Consider the following 16,920-nt stretch of genomic DNA (forward strand, 5'->3'; position numbering starts at 1 on the left):
AAACGTCCTCCGGGGTGTTTTCAGGCCGCGGTGCGGCCTCCCCGTTGAAGCCCTGACGCATCCTCCAACAACCATTGACTTGCGTCACGGTAGCTCAACGGGCGTGAGAACAAGTAACCCTGCCCATGCTTGCTACCCATCGTCACGAGTAGATCACGCTCCACTTCTGTCTCGATGCCTTCGGCCACGACCTCGAGGTTGAGGATCCGCGCGAGCTGGACGATCGTGTCGACGACGGCGTGCTGCTCCGTCGACGACGCAATGGTGTCGATGAAGCTCTTGTCCAGCTTGAGCACGTCGACGGGGAGTCTGCGCAGGTAGGACAGCGACGAGAAGCCGGTGCCGAAGTCGTCGATGGCGATCCGCACGCCGGCCCGGCGCAGCGCGGCGAGGGCGGCGGCGACCTCGCCGTCGTCGTGCAGCAGCAGGCTCTCGGTCATCTCCAGCTGCAGGCAGCCGGGCGGCAGGCCCATCCGGTCGATCTCGTCGAGCACCCATTGTGCGAATTCGGGCGTGCGGAACTGCCGCGCCGAGACGTTCACGGAGACATATGTCTCATACTCCGGATACGCGATCCGCCACTGCGCGGCGGCCCGCACCGCGTTGGTGAGCACCCAGGCGCCGAGCGGCACGATGAGGCCGCTCTCCTCCGCGACCGAGATGAAGTCGTCCGGCGGGACCATGCCGCGGGTGGGGTGGTCCCAGCGCACGAGCGCCTCGAAGCCGTGGGTGCGCCTGTCGGTCAGCGTCACGATCGGCTGGAAGTGCAGCAGGAACGCCTCGTCGGCGATGGCCCGGTCCAGGTCGGCGCGCAGCCGGTGGCGCTCGACGACGGCGCTGTGCAGCGACGACTCGTACCGCCGCCAGCGGTCCCGGCCGGCCTCCTTGGCCACGTAGACGGCGAGGTCGGCGTGGCGCAGCAGCTCCTGGGCGTCGGCGGCCTCGGCGGTGGTGGCCGCGCCGATGCTCGCGGTGGTGGTGACGGTACCGTGGTCGAGCTCGAACGACGCCTTGAAGCTCGCGAGCAGCCGCTCGGCGACCCGTTCCACGTCGGCCGGGCTGCCGGCCCGCCGGACCAGCGCCGCGAACTCGTCGCCGCCGAGCCGCGCGACGGTGCCGGCCGCACCGTAGGAGCCGTCGACCGACCGCAGCGCCTCGGTGAGCCGCTGCCCGACCGCGACGAGCAGCGCGTCGCCCGCGCTGTGGCCCCACGTGTCGTTGACGACCTTGAAGTCGTCGAGCTCGACGATGAGAACGCCGACCGTCGCGCCGGTCTCCGCGCCGGACCTGACCGCCTCCTGCACGCGGGTCAGGAAGACCTCCCGGTTCGGCAGGCCGGTGAGCGCGTCGAAGGTCGCCCGCTGGTAGAGCTGGGCCTGCAGGCGGCTCCGCTCGGTCACGTCCCGCAGGGTGACCACCACGCCGCTGACGGTCGGCTCGTCGCCGAGGTCGCGGAAGGCCGCCTCGACGAGCGCGGGCGTCCCGTCGGGGCCGATGACGGTGAGGTCGTCGCCCGGCCGGTCGGCGCCGCGGGTCCGCACCTCGCGCAGCCTGCGGTCGACGACGCCCACGCTCTCGTCGGCGAACACCATGGGCAGCGGCGTGCCGACCAGGTCGGCGGTGCCGAAGAGCGCGTGGGCGGAGGGGCTCGCGAACCGCACCCGGTCGTCGGCGCCCACGATGAGGATGACGTCGGCGGTGTTGAGCACGAGCGTGCGGAAGTACGCCTCGCTGTTGCGCCGCCCGATCTCGTCACCGAGCGCGATGCGTTCCAGCGCCATGGCGGCCTGGGTGGCGAGGATCTGCGCGGCCTCCTGGAGGCCGACGAGCAGCACCTCGTCGGCGGCGACGAACAGCGCCCGCTCGGCCGCCCGCCCGTCGGCGAGCGCCAGGGGGCAGCACAGCGTGACCTCGAAGCCGCCGAGCTCGGCGGCGAGCGCCGGCTCCAGCGTGCGGGTGTAGGGCATCGACACCTGGCCGTCGCCGACCGGGGCGATGACGACGCGGTGGGCACGGCCGGGCGGCAGCAGATCGGCGACCGCGTCCCGTACCGTCCCCGCGACGGCGGCCTCGTCGGTCGCCATCAGCAGCGCCGCGCCGGCGCTGCGCAGCCGCCGCTCGCGTCGCAGGGTGCGCCGCTGGGCGCTGACCGCCCGGCCCAGGCGCAGCAGGACCAGCCCGGACAGCAGGGCGGACACGATCGCGATGACGGCGGCGTCGCGGACGGCGCCGGTGCGCATCTCGAGGAACAGCACGGTCGGCGCGACGAACAGCGACAGCCCGAGCAGCAGCATGCGGCCGACCCGCTCGTCGTCGGCCCGCACGACCTTCGGCTCGGTCAGCTCCCGCATCGACGGGTGCAGCGCGGCGACGCCCCACAGCACGTAGAACGCGGCCCACCCGGTGTCGACGGGGCCGCCGGTGGACCAGTCGCCGTTGAGCTGCGCCAGCCCGTACCCGACGTCGGAGGTCAGCAGCCCGACACCGCCCGCGGCCAGCAGCGCGACCGCCGGCGTGAGCCGGACCGAGGCGATGAGCCGGGCGCCGACGGCGAGCACGACGATGTCGGCGAGCGGGTAGGCGATGGAGATGGTCCGGTCCAGCGCGGACAGGTCCGGGTTGTCGACGTAGGGCCGGATCAGGAAGATGTACGAGAGGAGGCCGAGTCCCGCGGTCAGCGTCAGCGCGTCGAACAGGCTCGCCGGGTCGCGGCGCACCACCCCCAGCCGGTAGAGCCAGACCAGGGCGGCGGCGATCAGCACGTAGACCGTCAGGTAGAAGAAGTCCGCGATCGACGGGAAGCCCTGCCGGTGCAGCAGCCGCGTCAGCACATCGGCGGTGACGTCACCGGCGATGAACGAGCCGACGGCGGCCGCGAGCAGGAACCACGGCGCCCGGCGGCGCGGCCGGTGCTTGTGCACGCCGAGCAGGATCGCGGTGACACTCGCGATCCCGATGGCCGACCACAGCACCAGATGCAGTCCGGGCAGCGCGAAGTTGGCCGTCACAAGGACGGCCATCGCCCCGACGTACCCCTTCAGCACGAGGCAGACGCTACCCAGTTCGTTGCCGAATGAGGAGTACCTGGCAGGATCGTTCCGGGCCCGCTCGCCCAGGCGGTTCACCGCCTTTCGCGACGTTTGCGACATTGATGGTACTGCTGGATCCGACCGATCTCTACAGGGCGCAACCGGCAGTGACACGCTCGGCGACAAGTACCGTCCATTCATTCATGTGTCGCCGAAAGTTTCAGGTCGTTCATCGACGTCTCCGCAGGTCAGCGCAGTCACCACGATTGATTTCCGCGGCCGGCACGCAGGTCTTGCCTCGGCTTCCCGGCACCCTGCGTCGTCCTGGAAGGAATCACCGTGCGTGTTTTCGCAAGATGGCGGTCGCCACCGTCTGGCTCGCCGGCGGTGCCTCACGGGCCGCGCTCATCCGCGACCGCATCGGCGACCGGGCCCAACCGGCTCGTCGCCGCGGGCGTGCGCAGCGTCCCTTCGCGCCGCCACGCGCCGTCACCCGCCGGGCGGCGGCGCCCCTTCCCCCGCCGCGTCCTTCCGCGCCGCCAGCGGCACCAGGGCGAGCACGCCGGTCAGCGCGGCGACGAGCGTCAGTCCACCGGCCGCCCAGGCCGCGAACAGCGCCAGCGCCGACAGCTGGGTCGCGAGCGCGGCGACGGACGTGACGGTGGCCCGGGCGCGGCTCTCGATGACACGCTGGAGCCGCGCGTCGACGAGGACCAGCACCAGCCGGTACAGCCCGTAGAACCCGGCGACGAGGAGCATCCCGCTCGGCACCTGCCACCATCCCGCCACGGCGAGCGCACCGGCGGCCACGACCATGAGCAGGCCCTGCCCCGGCCCACCGAGCCGCCCGGCGCGCCCCGCGGCCCAGGCCCCGGCCGCTCCCCCGACGGTGACGACGAGCCCGACGACAGGGTTGAGCCCGGTCGGCACGTCCCACGCCGCGGCGATCAGCGGGAAGTACTCCTCGACAGCATCCAGCCCGGCGAGTGCCGCCAGCGCCAGAACCGCGGTCCGGACCGCAGGCACCCCGGCCGCTTCCCGGACCCCGTCCCGCAGGGTGGCCAGGTACCCACGCCCACCAGCCCCCTCAACGATGTCCGGCTGTATCCCCGGTTCTGCGTCCAGTCCTGTTCCCAGCCTTGTCTTCGGCTCTTGTGTTCCGGGCCTCTCGGCTGTTTCGGGGAGCCGCAGCGCGAGGAGCACGGCGACGAGACAGATCCCGACGCTGACCCAGCCGACGAGCGCGAACCCTCCAACGGGAAACAGCACGGCAGCGGCCGCTGCGGCGGGCACCTGGGCGACGAGCCCGGCGGCGTTGACCCGCCCCGACACCTGGACGTACTCTCGCTCGGCCCCGGCGGCGGCCAGCCCGTCGTACAGCAGCGCCTCGAGCGCCCCGCTGGCCAGCGCTCCGCCGACGCCCCACAGCACGAACCCGGCCGCGAACCCCCAGAACCCGGGCAGCCCGAGCCACACGGCGAACCCGGCGCCCTGCACCAGGGCCGACACCACGAGCGCGTTCCGCCGCGACCACCGATCCGCGAGCGCCCCGGTGGGCACCTCGGCGACGATCCCGACCCCCGACCACAGGGCGAAGAGCAGCGACACCTGCCCTTCGGTGAGCCCGGCGTCGACGAAGAACAACGCGTACAGCGGATAGAGCGGCAACGCGTCGGCAAGCAGCGCCCACCCGACCGCCGTCCGGCTCAACCGCCGAGCGTCGCGCGAGACTGTGTCGGCCGAACGACGTCAACCAAACTTCATACGCCGCACGCTAACACCGCCCCCACCCCGAGTCGCACCGATTTCCCCGCCGCGCCCCGTGGTAGGAAAACTGGGGTGATAGGCCAAGTTTTCCTACCACCTGACCCGCGTCCGAGTCCCGCGGAACCAACCCGACCCCGGTGTCCCGTCCCGACCGGCCACCGTTCGCCACGTCCAGCGCCCCGCACCAGCAAACGCCACCCAGCCACACCACCCACGCCCGCACGCAAACCCCGCCCACACTGACCACACCCCGCACGGACACCGCAACGAAGACTGAACGACCCGCACGCAGACCCCGACCACACCAACCGCGGCCTAACACAGAGACCGGCCAGCGGCCACGACCCGCACGCAGGCCTCAGCCACAGTGGCCACGACCCGCACGGAGATCCCGGCCACGCCTCATGGCGCGGCTCGCGCCACACCCCCGCAGTGCCCGGCGACGCGGCCCCCGGAGGCCGGCCGTGCCGGTCCGGCCCGCGACCGCCGGCGGACGGCCGTCGCACGGTTGCCCAGGCAGGGGCTATCCAGGCAGGGGCTACCCGGGCAGGGCGGCCAGGAACGCGTCGGCGATCGGGGACGTGACGTCCTGGCCCGCGCCGTCGACCCACACGCAGTACGCGATGTCGCCCCGCACGCCCACCGACATGCCCGGCACGGTCAGCGTGCCGGGCACGGCCGGGCCCTCCGGTCAGACAATTTTGGGGCTGCGCCGCTCCAGCAGCATCACGTCACGCCATGTTCCGTGATGGCGGCCGACACGTTCGCGGATCCCGATGGTGCGGAAGCCGACCCGGGCGTGCAGGGCCAGGCTGGCCGAGTTCTCCGGGAAGATGCCCGACTGGACGGTCCAGATCCCGGCCTCCTCGGTCGAGTCGATGAGCATGTTCATGAGCGCGAGCGCGACGCCGCGGCCGCGGACCGCCGGGTCGACGTAGATGGAGTGCTCGACCACGCCGCGGTAGACCGGCCGCGGCGAGACCTGCGAGACCGCGACCCACCCGGCGACGGCCCCGTCCACGACCGCGACGAAACGGTGCGCGGGCAGACGGGACGCGTCGAAGGCCTCCCACGACGGCGCGGTGACCTCGAAGCTGGCATGCCCCGAGTCCAGGCCGGCCTGATAAATCGACAGTACTGACGCCGCGTCGTCGGCGACGAGGGGGCGGATCTGCAGGCTCACGCCAGTACCGTAGCCAACTCCTCGGCGATCGAATCCATCACCGCTGTCGAAACACGTGACGACTCGGCTACGCCCAGTCGCGAGAAGATGCGCGGGCCGATCTCCTCCCCGGAAATGTCAGACCCCCTCGGCACGATGTGGAAATGGACATGACCAAAGCCCGGCGCCTCGGCGAACTGCACCACGTAGGTCTTCACGCAGCCCGTGACCTCGTGCAACGCCCGCGACACGCGCACCTGCCACGTGCCCAGCGCCGCCGCCTCCCCGGGCGTCAGGTCGGCGACCGCGGTGACGTGCCGCAGTGGCAGCAGCACGAGCCAGCCCGGCAACGACGTCGTCGTGACGTGCGCCACCCGCCAGTGCGCGTCGACCGCGATCCGCTCGCGCAGCGGCTGCGAGGCGAGTGATGCGGTCAGTGAGCAGGTGCGGCAGTCGGTCATACCGACAGCCGCGACACGGAGCGCATCTTGTTCATCGCGTCCAGCGCCGCGACCTTGTAGGACTCGGCGAGCGTCGGGTAGTTGAAGACGGCGTCGACGAGATAGTCGACGGTGCCGCCGCAGCCCATCACCGTCTGTCCGATGTGGACAAGCTCGGTGGCACCGGTGCCGAAGACGTGCACACCCAGGATCCTGCCGTCCTCCGGCGACACGATGATCTTCAACATACCGTAGGAGTCGCCGATGATCTGGCCGCGCGCCAGCTCACGGTAGCGGGAGATGCCGACCTCGAAGGGGATGTTGTTGTCGGTCAGGTCGTCCTCGGTCCGCCCGACGAAGCTGATCTCCGGGATCGTGTAGATGCCGATCGGCTGGAGCTGGTGCATGCCGCGCACGGGCTCGTCGCAGGCGTGGTGCGCGGCGAGCCGTCCCTGCTCCATCGACGTCGAGGCCAGCGCCGGAAAGCCGATGATGTCGCCGACCGCGTAGATGTGCGGGACCTCGGTGCAGAAGTGCTCGTCGACCGCGATCCGCCCGCGGGTGTCGGCGGTCAGGCCGGCCTTCTCGAGGCCGAGCAGGTCGGCGGCGCCCTGCCGGCCCGCGGAATACATGACGGTGTCGGCCGCGATCCGCTTGCCGCTGGCCAGCACGGCGACGGCGGTGCGGCCGTGTCGCTCGACCGCCGCGACCGACTCGCGGAAGCGGAACGAGACGGAGAGGTCCCGGAGGTGGTATTTCAACGCCTCCACGATCTCCAGGTCGCAGAAGTCGAGCATGCGGTCGCGCCGCTCCACGACGGTGACCTTGGTGCCGAGCGCGGCGAACATCGAGGCGTATTCGATGCCGATCACCCCGGCGCCCACGACGACCATGGACGTCGGCACCTTGTCGAGGTTGAGGATGCCGTCGGAGTCGATGATGGTGACGTCGTCGAAGTCGACGCTGTCCGGCCGGGCCGGGCGGGTGCCCGCGGCGATGATGATCTTCTCGGCGCTGACGTGCTGCTCGCGGCTCTGGTCGTCCTCGACCGCCACGGTGTGCGGGTCGACGAACTTGCCGGTGCCCTGCAGCAGCCGCACCCGGTTGCGGGCGAGCTGGCTGCGGATGACCTCGATCTCCCGGCCGATGACGTGCTGGGTGCGGGCGCCGAGGTCGCCGACCGTGATGTCCTCCTTCACGCGGTAGCTCTGCCCGTACATCTCACGCTGGTTGAGGCCGGTCAGGTAGAGGACCGCCTCGCGGAGCGTCTTGCTCGGAATGGTGCCCGTGTTGATGCAGACGCCGCCGATCATGTGCCGGCGTTCAATGACGGCGACGCGCCGGCCGAGCTTCGCCGCCGCGATCGCCGCCTTCTGCCCACCCGGACCGGACCCGAGCACGAGGACATCGAAGTCGTACATGCGGACAGTCTTCCTGCCGCGCCGGAGCGCGTCCAGATCGTCACGGCTATGGTCGTCGGCGTGAAACGACTTCTTCAGGCCGTGGCCACACGACTGGGCATACGCGGCACCGCCCCCGCCCAGCGCACACAGCCGGTGCCCGGTCCGCCGCCGTCGGGCCGCACGGTCCCGAGAGCGTCGCAGCCGGGCCGGCCGGTGCCGGGCCCGCCGCCGGGCCGGCCGGTGGCGCGGCACAGCACGGCGCCGCCGGACCGGAGGGCGACCGACAAGCTGCTGGTGTACTCCCCGCAGCTCGACGGCGACGCGGACCCGGGCGAGATCGTGTGGACCTGGGTGCCGTACGAGGACGATCCCTCCCAGGGCAAGGACCGTCCGGTGCTCGTCGTGGGCCGCACGGGCAACGACGTGTTCGGCCTGATGCTGTCCAGCCAGAGCGACCGCGACGGCCAGCGGCACTGGTTCGCGCTCGGTCCCGGCAGCTGGGACCGCGACCAGCGGCCGAGCTGGGTCCGCCTGGACCGGGTGCTGACGGTCGACGCCGACGGCATCCGCCGCGAGGGCGCCGTCCTCGACCGCAAGCGGTTCGACCTGGTCGCCGCGCAACTGCGAAAGGGGTATGGCTGGTCGTGACCACCCGCTGACCAGAGCCACGGCCGGGCCACGCCGACGGCGACGAGGTCGCGAACAAGCGGTCCGGCCCGGTCGTGACGCCGTGGAGTCGGAGAAGCCGACCTTGAACAGTTGCGGCCGTAGCGACCGGACCGGCGGGCCGCTCGCTCGCGGTGGACTATTGCTGGGCCTGCGCCGAGGGCAGCAGCATCGTCGCCAGCTCGTCGCGCACCAGGGCGGCAGCGGCGTCGAAGTCGGCGGCGGCCGACGCTGTGCCGTCCACGCCCACGACGGTCCACGTCCCGTCCGCCGCCGCCGACAGGGCCGTGCGGGCGGGCTGGACGCCCCGGGCGAAGTCGAACGCGCTGGTGGCGTTGAACGTGGCGACCGCGGGCCGGTGGCGGTGCAGGAACCGGTCCGCGACGGCCAGCAGCGGATCGCGCACGTCGGTGTCGGCGGCGATCGGCGTGATGTCGTAGCAGCGGTAGGCACGGCCACCGACCAGGAAGCGGAACCGGTCCGCGTCGATCAGCAGCGCACCGTCGGCATGGTCGTCGGCGGTCAGGCCGACCTGGACGAACGCCCGCGGCCGGTGCAGGGCGGCGGCGACGGCGGCCACCGCCGGGGCGAGGTCGATCCGGTTGCCCTCGACCGGAGCCGCGAGGTGCCGCAGCAGCAGCGAGCCTATCCCGGCGCTGAGCACGGCGTCGGCGCGGTCGGCGTCGGTCAGGCCGAGCAGCCGGGGCGCCTCCCCCGGCCGGTCCCCGCTGGCCAGTAGGAACGACAGTTCGGCGGCGGTCATGCTGAACTGATCGGTGGCGGTCCCGTCCATGGTTTCCATCCCGTCGCGCTGTCGTGGTCGAAAGGCTCAACGGCGCGCACGGCGAAGGGGTCACGCACTCACTTGTGCGACTTCGGGGACTTGTCGGGCTTCTTGTTGTCCTTCTCGACCGTCGGCGCAGGCGCCGAGCCGGCCGGACCGCCCGACTGCCCGTTCGACTGGCCGCCCGACTGGCCGCCCGACTGGCCATTGGACTGCCCGTTCGACTGGCCATTGGACTGGCCGTTCGACTTGCCATTGGACTGCCCGGGCGGGCCCTGCGACTTGCCCTTGCAGAACGCCTCGATTTGCTCCTCGCCCTGCGCCAGGGCCGCCAGCTCGCGCCGCTGCGCGTCGGTGAGCTTCTTGCCCTTGCCCTGCTGCCAGGCGCGGCAGAGCTCGTCGACCCGGGCGGGCGACGCCGTCGTGGACGACGCGGGCCGGCCGGCCGAGGTGGGCGCCACCGACGGGACGCCCGTTCGGCTGGACGCCTGGCTCGGCGGCGGCGCCGGCGGATTCGCGTCCGGCACGCCGACCCCGGAGAACCAGTCGTGGGCGGCGCGTTGCAGTGGTTCCGGCAGCCGCCCGCTCCCGGCCGCAGCCCCCGTCCCGGCGATGAGCAGCGCTGCCGTGACCGAGCCGGCCAGCGCACCCACCCGCCGTCCGCGGCGCGGCACGGCGGGGACGGCGCCGGTGGCCTGGTGGCGCTGCCGGAACGCCGCCAGCACGGCGTCCTCGCCGGCCAGTTCGTGCGGGCGGGCCGGCCCGGCGGCGGACCGCAGCAGCCCGGCGAGATGTTCGAGCCCGGGGTCGGCCGACGTCGTGTCGAGGAGTCGCTCCGCCTCGTCCGCGGTGATGCGGGGCTGCCGGCGCCGACCGCGGAACCAGCGGATCACGTCGCGTGCCCTTCGGCCGGCCGCGCAGCGGCGCCGCGCCGCCGCGGGACATCGGAGCCGCCGGCGGAAGCGCCGACAGCAGGGGCGTCGGCGGAACGGGCGGCCGACGCGACGATCTCGGCCCGGCGGGACTGGACCTGCGGGTGCGCCGCGAGCCGGCGCAGTCCCCGCATCGCGGCCACGCGGACGGCGCCGGGGCGCTTGCCCAGGACGGCCGCCGTCCCGGCGACGTCGAGGCCGGCGACCACACGGAGCAGTACCGCCTCCGCCTGATCCCGCGGAAGCTCACCGATCAGGCGCAAGGCCCACTCGGTGCCGGCGTGTTCGAGCACCTCACCGCTGACGTCCGGCACGGCCCGCGCGTCGGACGCCTCGATGCTGTCGCGGCTCTCCTCGCGGCGGCGCCAGACCCGCCGCCCGTCGTCGATGCCGCGGTGGCGGGCGATGCGGAACAGCCACACCCGGAAGGCGGTCGCGTCGCCGGTGAACTTCGGCAGGTCGCGGGCCACCTGCAGCCAGGTCTCCGACGCGACGTCCTCCGCCGCTTCACCGCAGACGGCGTGCAGGTACCGTAGGACGGCCGGCTGCAGCGAGCGCCACAGCGCGGCGAAGCCGGCCTCGTCGCCGTCGAGAGCCGCCCGCAGCGGGGCGGCGAGTTCGGCGTCACGCACCGGCATCCGCCCGTTCGCGGGTGGCGGGCTGTAACGTGGCGCGATGCCGCCGCGCCCCTCGTTCGAGGAGCACGCCGGGTGCACGACCGAGGGGGACCACCGTTGACGCACCGACCAGCGCCGCAGGAGCGGTCATGACCGAAGCCATCGCAACCGAGGCGGTCGACGGCTGCATCGTGGTCACCCCGACCGGTGCGCTGGACGTCGTCACCTCACCACCTTTGCACACCCGGCTCCACCAGTCCTTGGACGAGGGGGCCACGCGGCTGGTGCTGGACCTGTCGGCGGTGGAGTTCATCGACTCCACAGCATTGCGGGTCCTGGTGTCGGTGCACAAGCGCATGCACGAGACGGGCGGGTTCGCGGTGGTCTGCCCGCATGCGCGCATCCGGCGCATCTTCGACCTGACCGCCCTCGACCGGGTGCTCACGCTGACGAACACGGTCGAGGAGGCGCTGGCCGCGCTCAAGAGCCGCTGACGGGCCCCTCGACCGGTTCGGGGGCCGGACGGCCGGCGGACGGGGCGGGCGACGGGTGGCGGATGCCGGGGTGGCCGTCGGGCAGGGAGCGGCGCAGCACCCACCAGCTGACCGCCACGCACGCGGCCACGAGCGGCCAGGTGAGCACCGCCTGTGCGGTGGCCAGCCACAGCACCTGCCCCGCCCACCAGAGCGGGACGAAGACGGCGAGGCGGACGAGGTACTGGAACACCCAGACCCAGCTGGCAAGCTGGTACGCCCGCAGGAGGGCGGGGTCGCGCCGCCACCGCCCCTTCTGGCCCAGGAGGGTGCCGACGACCAGGCCGAGGAACGGCCACCGCAGGAGGATGCTGCCGGCCCAGGCGAGCGCGCTGGCCGCGTTGGTCAGGACCCGCACCAGGAAGAAGTCCTCGGCCCGCCCGGTGCGCAGCGCGACGATGGCGCCGAGGCACACGACGAGCAGGCTGACGACGGTCCCGACCGGCCGTTTGCCCTGTTTGAGCCGCCACGCGGCGACACCCGCCCCGCCGAGGACGGCGAGCCCGGCGCCGAGCGCGATGGACCGGTCGCCGGCCAGCCAGCCACCGGCGAACGCCACGACCGGCACGGCCGTCTCGACCGCCGACCGCCACCCGCCCAACAGGTCAGCGAGCGACTCCTCCGCGTTGCGCGCCATGCCCGTCCCCTCAGCTCCCACCCGGCCCGCGACCAAGCATAGGTAAGGCTCTGCCCTATGTGTCGCCCCCGCCGGGCCGGGCCGGCTCAGTCGGCGCCGAGGGCGAGTGCCTGGTCCACGACGAGTTCCTCGATGCCGTACAGGAACCGCGCCATGTCCTGCCGCGGGATCAGGGCGCTGTCGGCCGTCATCGCCAGTTCCAGCGACCCCTCGGCGTCCTGCGCGTCGAGCGCGAACGTGGTGTTCCTGCGCGGCTCGTGCTCGACCGGCCAGGTCAGCGTCGTGCGGGACCGCGCCTCCGACAAGGGTGCCGGAGCGGGTTTGGTGTACCCCAGGATCGGCATCAGGCCGCGGGTGTCGTTGACGAAACACGAGTGATCGCAGGCGCGGATCGACGCGATGTCCCGGTCCAGGGCGAGTTTGTCATAGTACGCGTGCCGCTGGGCGGAAAGGGCGGCGCCGAAGGTGCGGCGGACCAGGCCGGGAAACGGCTCGTGGGTGCCGGCCAGGTGGAACAGGCCCTCCTGGGCGACCGCGTTCACCCCGCCCGCGAGGCCCGGCAGGAAACGGTTGTTCACCACCACCTGGAAGACGGCGTCCCGGACGCCGGTCAGGCGGCACGCCGCCGCGGCGGCCGCCGCCAGCAGGACCGCGGCCGGGTTCACCGCCAGGCCGGCCGCGACGCGGTCCATCGCGAGTGCCAGGGCCGGGGAGTTCAGCACCGCGTTCGGGAACGTCGGCGCCGCCGGGGCACGGACCGGGAACTGGCGCCGCGGACCCCGGTCGAGCTTCGCCAGCCATGACCGCCGGGCGGCGGCGTCGCGGCGCCGCCCGCGCTCCGAGGTCTGGAACCCGGCCTCCTCGAGCGGCTGGAGCGGCACCTCGCCCAGCGGCCGGCCGGCCAGGAGCGCCGAGAAGTCCGCCAGCAGGTTGCGCAGGCCCCAGCCGTCGGAGGCGGTGTGGGACAGGGAGAAGACGGCGTACCGGACGAGGCCGCCGGACGTCACCAGGCCCACCCGCAGCGGCAGCTCCGACAGCGGATCGAACGGCTCGGCCTGCAGTTCGTGGTAGAGGTCGTAGGCCGCCGGCAGGACCTCCGGCGAGGACCGGACCACGGCGGGCACGGCACCGGACCCGACGACCGCCTGCCGCAGCGCCGAGCCGTCGAACTCCAGTCGCGTGTGCAGCGAGTCGTGGCGCGCGAGCAGCACCCGGACGATCTCCGCGACCCGGGCCACCGGCAGGGGTTCGGGCAGCGGGCAGCCGCCCGAGACGTTGTACCGCGCGGAGTCGGTGCCCAGGTGCCGCACGACGTCCCAGATCGCGCTCTGCCCCCAGGTGGCCGGACCGGCGCCGGACCGCAGCCCGGTGAACGCGAACTCGGTGTCCACGCAACGTAGTCTCACGCACACAGGTCCGCTTGGGAACGACGGCGCGATCCGGCATATGTCGTGCGACCTGAGTATGCTGCGAGCCGCACGTCGCCGCACAGGTGGAGACCGGCCCGGCCGGTTCCCGTTCGTGGCCGGCACCGCCTGGGGCGAGGTGCTCGGCGGCGAACTCTAGCCGTCCCTGCGGGGCAGGGTGTCGGGGTCGATGAGCGCCGTGGCCTCCTCGCCGGTGATGTCCTGCCGCAGCTGGTCGAGGCGGCCGAGCAGGCTCACCGAGTCGAGCGCCGCGAGGGCCGTCGGGAACACCCGGTAGACCCGGTCCACCGAGGAGGTCAGCGCGGACCGCAGCGACGTGTCGTCGACCCGGCCGCCGTCGAGGCGGGCCGCCATGAGGTCGGCCAGGGCACGCAGGAGTGCCCGGAGCGCCTGGCGGTCGAGGGCGGGTGGCGGGCCGGGCCGGTCGTAGAGCCGGTCGACGGCCAGCGAGACCGCCCGGACCTGGAGCGTGACCCGGACCAGCCAGAGCTGCTCCTCGCGGGCCTGCTGCACCGGCCGGCGGTGGCGGCCGGCGGCGATGTGCAGCAGCGCGGTCTCCTCGGCGCCGGCCAGCGCCGCGGCCGCGTCGGAGGTGTGCTCGGCGAGCCCGCGCGACTCGGTGATCCAGTCGTGCCGCTGGTCCGGGGAGAGGGCCGGCCGGTCCTGGCGGGCGCCGAGCTCGTCGGCGATGTGCCGCAGCACGTCGGCGGTGGCGCTCCCCCAGGCGTCGAGGGCCGCGCGGACCTGCGCGATGCGGGGCCGTTCCGGCACGACGACGGCGACGAGGAGCCCGACGGCGCTGCCGATGGCGACGTCGATGAACCGCCACTGGCCGTACCCCTTGGCGAACGGGGCCAGCACGATCACCGCCAGCGTGGCGATGGTGAGCTGGTTGCGCGCCAGCGGGGTGTTGGTGATCTGGCGGGCCACCGCCAGCGCGGCGAAGGCGGCGAGGGCGAGCGACCACCAGGTCAGGCCGAGCAGTTGCACCCAGCCGATGGCGAGGGCGGTGCCGACGAGGTTGGCGAAGAGCAGCTGCAGCCCGGTGGCGATCGACCCGTAGACGCTGGCCTGGAGCGTGAGCACCGCCACGACCGGGGCGAACAGCACGGCGGCGTTCTCACCCAACTGCCGGGCGAGCACCCAGGCGAGGGTTGCGGCGATGGTCGTCTTGACGATCGTCAGCCAGCTCGGCCGGCTCTTCGGCACGCTGGCCAGCAGCGCGCCGAGCGGCTCGGTGACCACCGCCCGGCGTTTGTGTTCCACGTGTTCCCAACCTACCGCCTGCGACCGTCCTGTGCCGGGCTCCTGGCTGCGACTAGGGTCACGGCGTGCGCAACTATGACCACCCCAACCTGTTCAACTTCCGCGACCTGGGCGGGTACGCCGGGCACGAGGGGCGGACGGTCCGCTGGCGGCGGCTGTTCCGCTCCGACTCGCTCAGCCGCCTCGACCCGGCCGACGCCGTCTCGTTCACCGCGCTCGGCGTGCGCACGGTGATCGACCTGCGGCGGCCGCGGGAGATCGAGCGGGACGGACGGATCCCGGAGTTCACGGGGCTGCGGTACCACCACATCAGCCCGGTCCACGCGGAGTGGGAGGAGGCGCCCGGCGGCGCGGACCTCAACGACGCGCGCTGGCTCGCCGACCGGTACCTCGACCTCGCCGGCGACGGCCGTGACGCGATCGTCGCCGCGGTCGGCATGATCGCCGACGCCGACAACGCGCCGGTCGTCGTGCACTGCGTCGCGGGCAAGGACCGCACGGGCGTGGTGTCGGCGGTCACGCTCGCGGCGCTCGGCGTCGCCGACGAGCTCATCGCCGAGGACTACGCGCTGACGAGCGCCGCGACCGAGCGGTCGATGGAGTACTGGCGGCGCACCGCGCCGGAGATCACGCGCATGCCGGCCCGCTGGCTGCTGTCGCCGGCCGAGACGATGCTGCTGTTCCTCACCGACCTGCGGGCCAGGTACGGCTCCGTCGACGACTACCTCGGAGACCCCACCATCGCCGCGCGGCTGCGGCGGCACCTGCTGGAGGACCGGTGACCAGGGTCTGCCTGATCGGCACGCGCCCGGCCGCCGCCGCACCTCGGCACGCTGCCGCGTGTGACACGGCTAGCTGCCCAGAAGCGCCGGCTTTGTGGAGGAACCCCGCTACCGTGAGGGCATGATCACGGGGTGGGCGTCGTCCGAGTCGTTGCGTGCCGACGGGGAGCGGCGGCGCGCCGCCACGCCCGTCAAGCAGCTCACGACGTTCGGCGGCAGCGACCGTGACGCCGTGGACATCATCGCCGCGACCAACGCCGAGCGGGTCGCCGAGCTCGTGCCGATCCGCCTCGGCCGGATGATCTCGTCGCCGTTCGCGTTCCTGCGCGGCTCGGCGGCGGTCATGGCGGCCGACCTCGCGCACGGCCCGGACACCGGCCTGCACGGGCACATCTGCGGCGACGCCCACGCCGCCAACTTCGGCCTCTACGCCTCCCCCGAGCGGCGGCTCGTCATGGACGTCAACGACTTCGACGAGACCGCCGTCGGCCCGTGGGACTGGGACCTCAAGCGCCTCACGGCGAGCCTCGTCAGCGCCGGCCGGGAGGCCGGCCTGCCCGACGACGAGTGCCGCACCGCCGCCCGGGACTGCGCCACGGCGTACCGGACCGCCGTCGCCGAGCTCGCCGGGATGTCGCTGCTCGACGCGTACTACCTGACGACCGACCACTCGACGCTGGAGCACTTCGGCATCGCCGACCTCGTCGACACCTTCGACCGGGTGCGCAAGAAGGCGAGGAAGAACACCAGCCGCCGCGTCGCCGAGAAGTTCACCCAGCGCCTCGACCACGACGCGTGGCGGTTCACGCCCGACCCGCCGATCCTGGTCCCGCTCGACTCCGCCGCGGCGTTCCCGGTGATCGAGAGCCTGGAGTCGTACGCGCAGACGCTCGACGAGGAGATCCGCGCCCTGTTCGGCCGCTACGCGGTGGTCGACGTGGCGCACCGGATCGTAGGGTTGGGCAGCGTCGGCTACCGCAGTTACGTCGTGCTGCTGCACGGCAACGGCGACGAGGCGCTGGTCCTCCAGGTCAAGCAGGCCCGCCCGTCGGCGCTGGCGCCGTATCTCCCGGCGGTGCCGGACCTGCACCCCGGCGAGCGCCTGGTCCGCGGGCAACGGTGGATGCAGACGGTGAGCGACATCCTGCTCGGCTGGACGACGATCGACGGCCGGCCGTACCTCGTGCGGCAGTTCCGGGACATGAAGGGCTCGATCGACCCGACGACGCTGCGCGCCGGCCAGCTGGACGACTACGCCCGGGTGGTCGGCGTCGTCCTGGCGCGGGCCCACGCCCAGTCGATCGACCCGCGGGTGCTCGAGGGTTACTGCGGTGTCGGTGAGGATGAGTTCGACGACGCGTTCGCCGCCTTCGCCACGGCCTACGCCGACCGGACGGAGGCCGACCACGCCGCGCTGGTGGCGGCCGTCCGGTCGGGCCGGCTCCCCGCCGAGACCGGCGTCTGACGCCGGCCCC

General features: G+C 73.0%; 16 protein-coding genes. 4 read left to right on the forward strand and 12 right to left on the reverse strand.

The features are described from left to right. Window positions 1-20 precede the first annotated feature (20 nt). The 6 genes from Dfulv_RS26060 to sthA form a co-directional block, all read right to left on the reverse strand. A complete protein-coding gene (locus tag Dfulv_RS26060; RefSeq protein WP_259855939.1) occupies window positions 21-3,044 on the reverse strand; it encodes a putative bifunctional diguanylate cyclase/phosphodiesterase in 3,024 nt (1,007 codons plus the stop codon). Between the two features lie 474 nt (window positions 3,045-3,518). Further along, on the reverse strand, window positions 3,519-4,739 hold the full coding sequence (locus Dfulv_RS26065; RefSeq protein ID WP_259855941.1) for an MFS transporter: 1,221 nt from the start codon (window positions 4,737-4,739) through the stop codon (window positions 3,519-3,521). Window positions 4,740-5,334: 595 nt separating this feature from the next. Continuing rightward, window positions 5,335-5,472 (reverse strand): hypothetical protein, encoded by a 138-nt coding sequence (locus Dfulv_RS26070; RefSeq protein WP_259855943.1) that lies wholly within the window; start codon window positions 5,470-5,472, stop codon window positions 5,335-5,337. A gap of 15 nt (window positions 5,473-5,487) precedes the next feature. Beyond that, window positions 5,488-5,979, reverse strand: coding sequence for a GNAT family N-acetyltransferase (locus tag Dfulv_RS26075; RefSeq protein WP_259855945.1), 492 nt, complete (start codon window positions 5,977-5,979; stop codon window positions 5,488-5,490). Beyond that, a complete protein-coding gene (locus tag Dfulv_RS26080) occupies window positions 5,976-6,419 on the reverse strand; it encodes an HIT family protein (protein ID WP_259855947.1) in 444 nt (147 codons plus the stop codon). The genes Dfulv_RS26075 and Dfulv_RS26080 overlap by 4 nt, the downstream gene beginning before the upstream one ends. After that, window positions 6,416-7,819 carry a Si-specific NAD(P)(+) transhydrogenase gene (sthA, locus tag Dfulv_RS26085; protein WP_259855949.1) on the reverse strand — a complete coding sequence of 468 codons (1,404 nt, stop codon included), beginning with the start codon at window positions 7,817-7,819 and terminating at the stop codon, window positions 6,416-6,418. The genes Dfulv_RS26080 and sthA overlap by 4 nt, the downstream gene beginning before the upstream one ends. 60 nt (window positions 7,820-7,879) lie before the next feature. Between sthA and Dfulv_RS26090 the strand changes: the two genes are divergently transcribed. Then, window positions 7,880-8,449 carry a type II toxin-antitoxin system PemK/MazF family toxin gene (locus tag Dfulv_RS26090; protein ID WP_406567833.1) on the forward strand — a complete coding sequence of 190 codons (570 nt, stop codon included), beginning with the start codon at window positions 7,880-7,882 and terminating at the stop codon, window positions 8,447-8,449. A gap of 157 nt (window positions 8,450-8,606) precedes the next feature. On the opposite strand, the gene Dfulv_RS26095 is transcribed toward Dfulv_RS26090, so the two are convergent. From Dfulv_RS26095 to Dfulv_RS26105, 3 genes are all read right to left on the reverse strand, one after another. Next, window positions 8,607-9,260: a hypothetical protein gene (locus Dfulv_RS26095; protein WP_259855951.1), complete on the reverse strand. Its 654-nt coding sequence runs from the start codon at window positions 9,258-9,260 to the stop codon at window positions 8,607-8,609. A 68-nt stretch (window positions 9,261-9,328) separates the two neighbouring features. Continuing rightward, window positions 9,329-10,144, reverse strand: coding sequence for a hypothetical protein (locus Dfulv_RS26100; RefSeq protein WP_259855952.1), 816 nt, complete (start codon window positions 10,142-10,144; stop codon window positions 9,329-9,331). After that, window positions 10,141-10,821, reverse strand: coding sequence for an RNA polymerase sigma factor (locus Dfulv_RS26105; RefSeq protein ID WP_259855953.1), 681 nt, complete (start codon window positions 10,819-10,821; stop codon window positions 10,141-10,143). The genes Dfulv_RS26100 and Dfulv_RS26105 overlap by 4 nt, the downstream gene beginning before the upstream one ends. A 128-nt stretch (window positions 10,822-10,949) precedes the next feature. Between Dfulv_RS26105 and Dfulv_RS26110 the strand changes: the two genes are divergently transcribed. Further along, a complete protein-coding gene (locus tag Dfulv_RS26110; protein WP_259855954.1) occupies window positions 10,950-11,294 on the forward strand; it encodes an STAS domain-containing protein in 345 nt (114 codons plus the stop codon). Here the strand turns inward: Dfulv_RS26110 and Dfulv_RS26115 are convergent. The 3 genes from Dfulv_RS26115 to Dfulv_RS26125 form a co-directional block, all read right to left on the reverse strand. After that, on the reverse strand, window positions 11,281-11,970 hold the full coding sequence (locus tag Dfulv_RS26115; protein ID WP_259855955.1) for a DUF3159 domain-containing protein: 690 nt from the start codon (window positions 11,968-11,970) through the stop codon (window positions 11,281-11,283). The genes Dfulv_RS26110 and Dfulv_RS26115 overlap by 14 nt on opposite strands. 86 nt (window positions 11,971-12,056) lie before the next feature. Beyond that, the gene (locus Dfulv_RS26120) at window positions 12,057-13,361 is read right to left on the reverse strand and encodes a condensation domain-containing protein (protein WP_259855956.1); all 1,305 of its coding nucleotides are present in this window, start codon (window positions 13,359-13,361) and stop codon (window positions 12,057-12,059) included. Between the two features lie 171 nt (window positions 13,362-13,532). Then, the gene (locus Dfulv_RS26125) at window positions 13,533-14,663 is read right to left on the reverse strand and encodes an FUSC family protein (RefSeq protein WP_259855959.1); all 1,131 of its coding nucleotides are present in this window, start codon (window positions 14,661-14,663) and stop codon (window positions 13,533-13,535) included. A gap of 65 nt (window positions 14,664-14,728) precedes the next feature. Between Dfulv_RS26125 and Dfulv_RS26130 the strand changes: the two genes are divergently transcribed. Together Dfulv_RS26130 and Dfulv_RS26135 are read left to right on the forward strand one after the other, a co-directional pair. Beyond that, window positions 14,729-15,445 (forward strand): tyrosine-protein phosphatase, encoded by a 717-nt coding sequence (locus tag Dfulv_RS26130; RefSeq protein ID WP_259855961.1) that lies wholly within the window; start codon window positions 14,729-14,731, stop codon window positions 15,443-15,445. Window positions 15,446-15,566: 121 nt separating this feature from the next. Then, complete coding sequence (locus tag Dfulv_RS26135) at window positions 15,567-16,910, forward strand: DUF2252 domain-containing protein (RefSeq protein ID WP_259855962.1); 1,344 nt, start codon at window positions 15,567-15,569, stop codon at window positions 16,908-16,910. Window positions 16,911-16,920 lie beyond the last annotated feature (10 nt).

Origin of the sequence: Dactylosporangium fulvum (genome assembly GCF_025137375.1) — a bacterium.
In the GTDB taxonomy this organism is placed as follows: domain Bacteria; phylum Actinomycetota; class Actinomycetes; order Mycobacteriales; family Micromonosporaceae; genus Dactylosporangium; species Dactylosporangium fulvum.

Excerpts from the sequence above, each read along its gene's own strand:
- Dfulv_RS26110 (WP_259855954.1), top strand. The coding sequence starts at position 10,950 with ATGACCGAAGCCATCGCAACCGAGGCGGTCGACGGCTGCATCGTGGTC.
- Dfulv_RS26135 (WP_259855962.1), top strand. The coding sequence starts at position 15,567 with ATGATCACGGGGTGGGCGTCGTCCGAGTCGTTGCGTGCCGACGGGGAG.
- Dfulv_RS26105 (WP_259855953.1), bottom strand. The coding sequence starts at position 10,821 with ATGCCGGTGCGTGACGCCGAACTCGCCGCCCCGCTGCGGGCGGCTCTC.
- Dfulv_RS26095 (WP_259855951.1), bottom strand. The coding sequence starts at position 9,260 with ATGGACGGGACCGCCACCGATCAGTTCAGCATGACCGCCGCCGAACTG.
- Dfulv_RS26080 (WP_259855947.1), bottom strand. The coding sequence starts at position 6,419 with ATGACCGACTGCCGCACCTGCTCACTGACCGCATCACTCGCCTCGCAG.
- Dfulv_RS26115 (WP_259855955.1), bottom strand. The coding sequence starts at position 11,970 with ATGGCGCGCAACGCGGAGGAGTCGCTCGCTGACCTGTTGGGCGGGTGG.
- sthA (WP_259855949.1), bottom strand. The coding sequence starts at position 7,819 with ATGTACGACTTCGATGTCCTCGTGCTCGGGTCCGGTCCGGGTGGGCAG.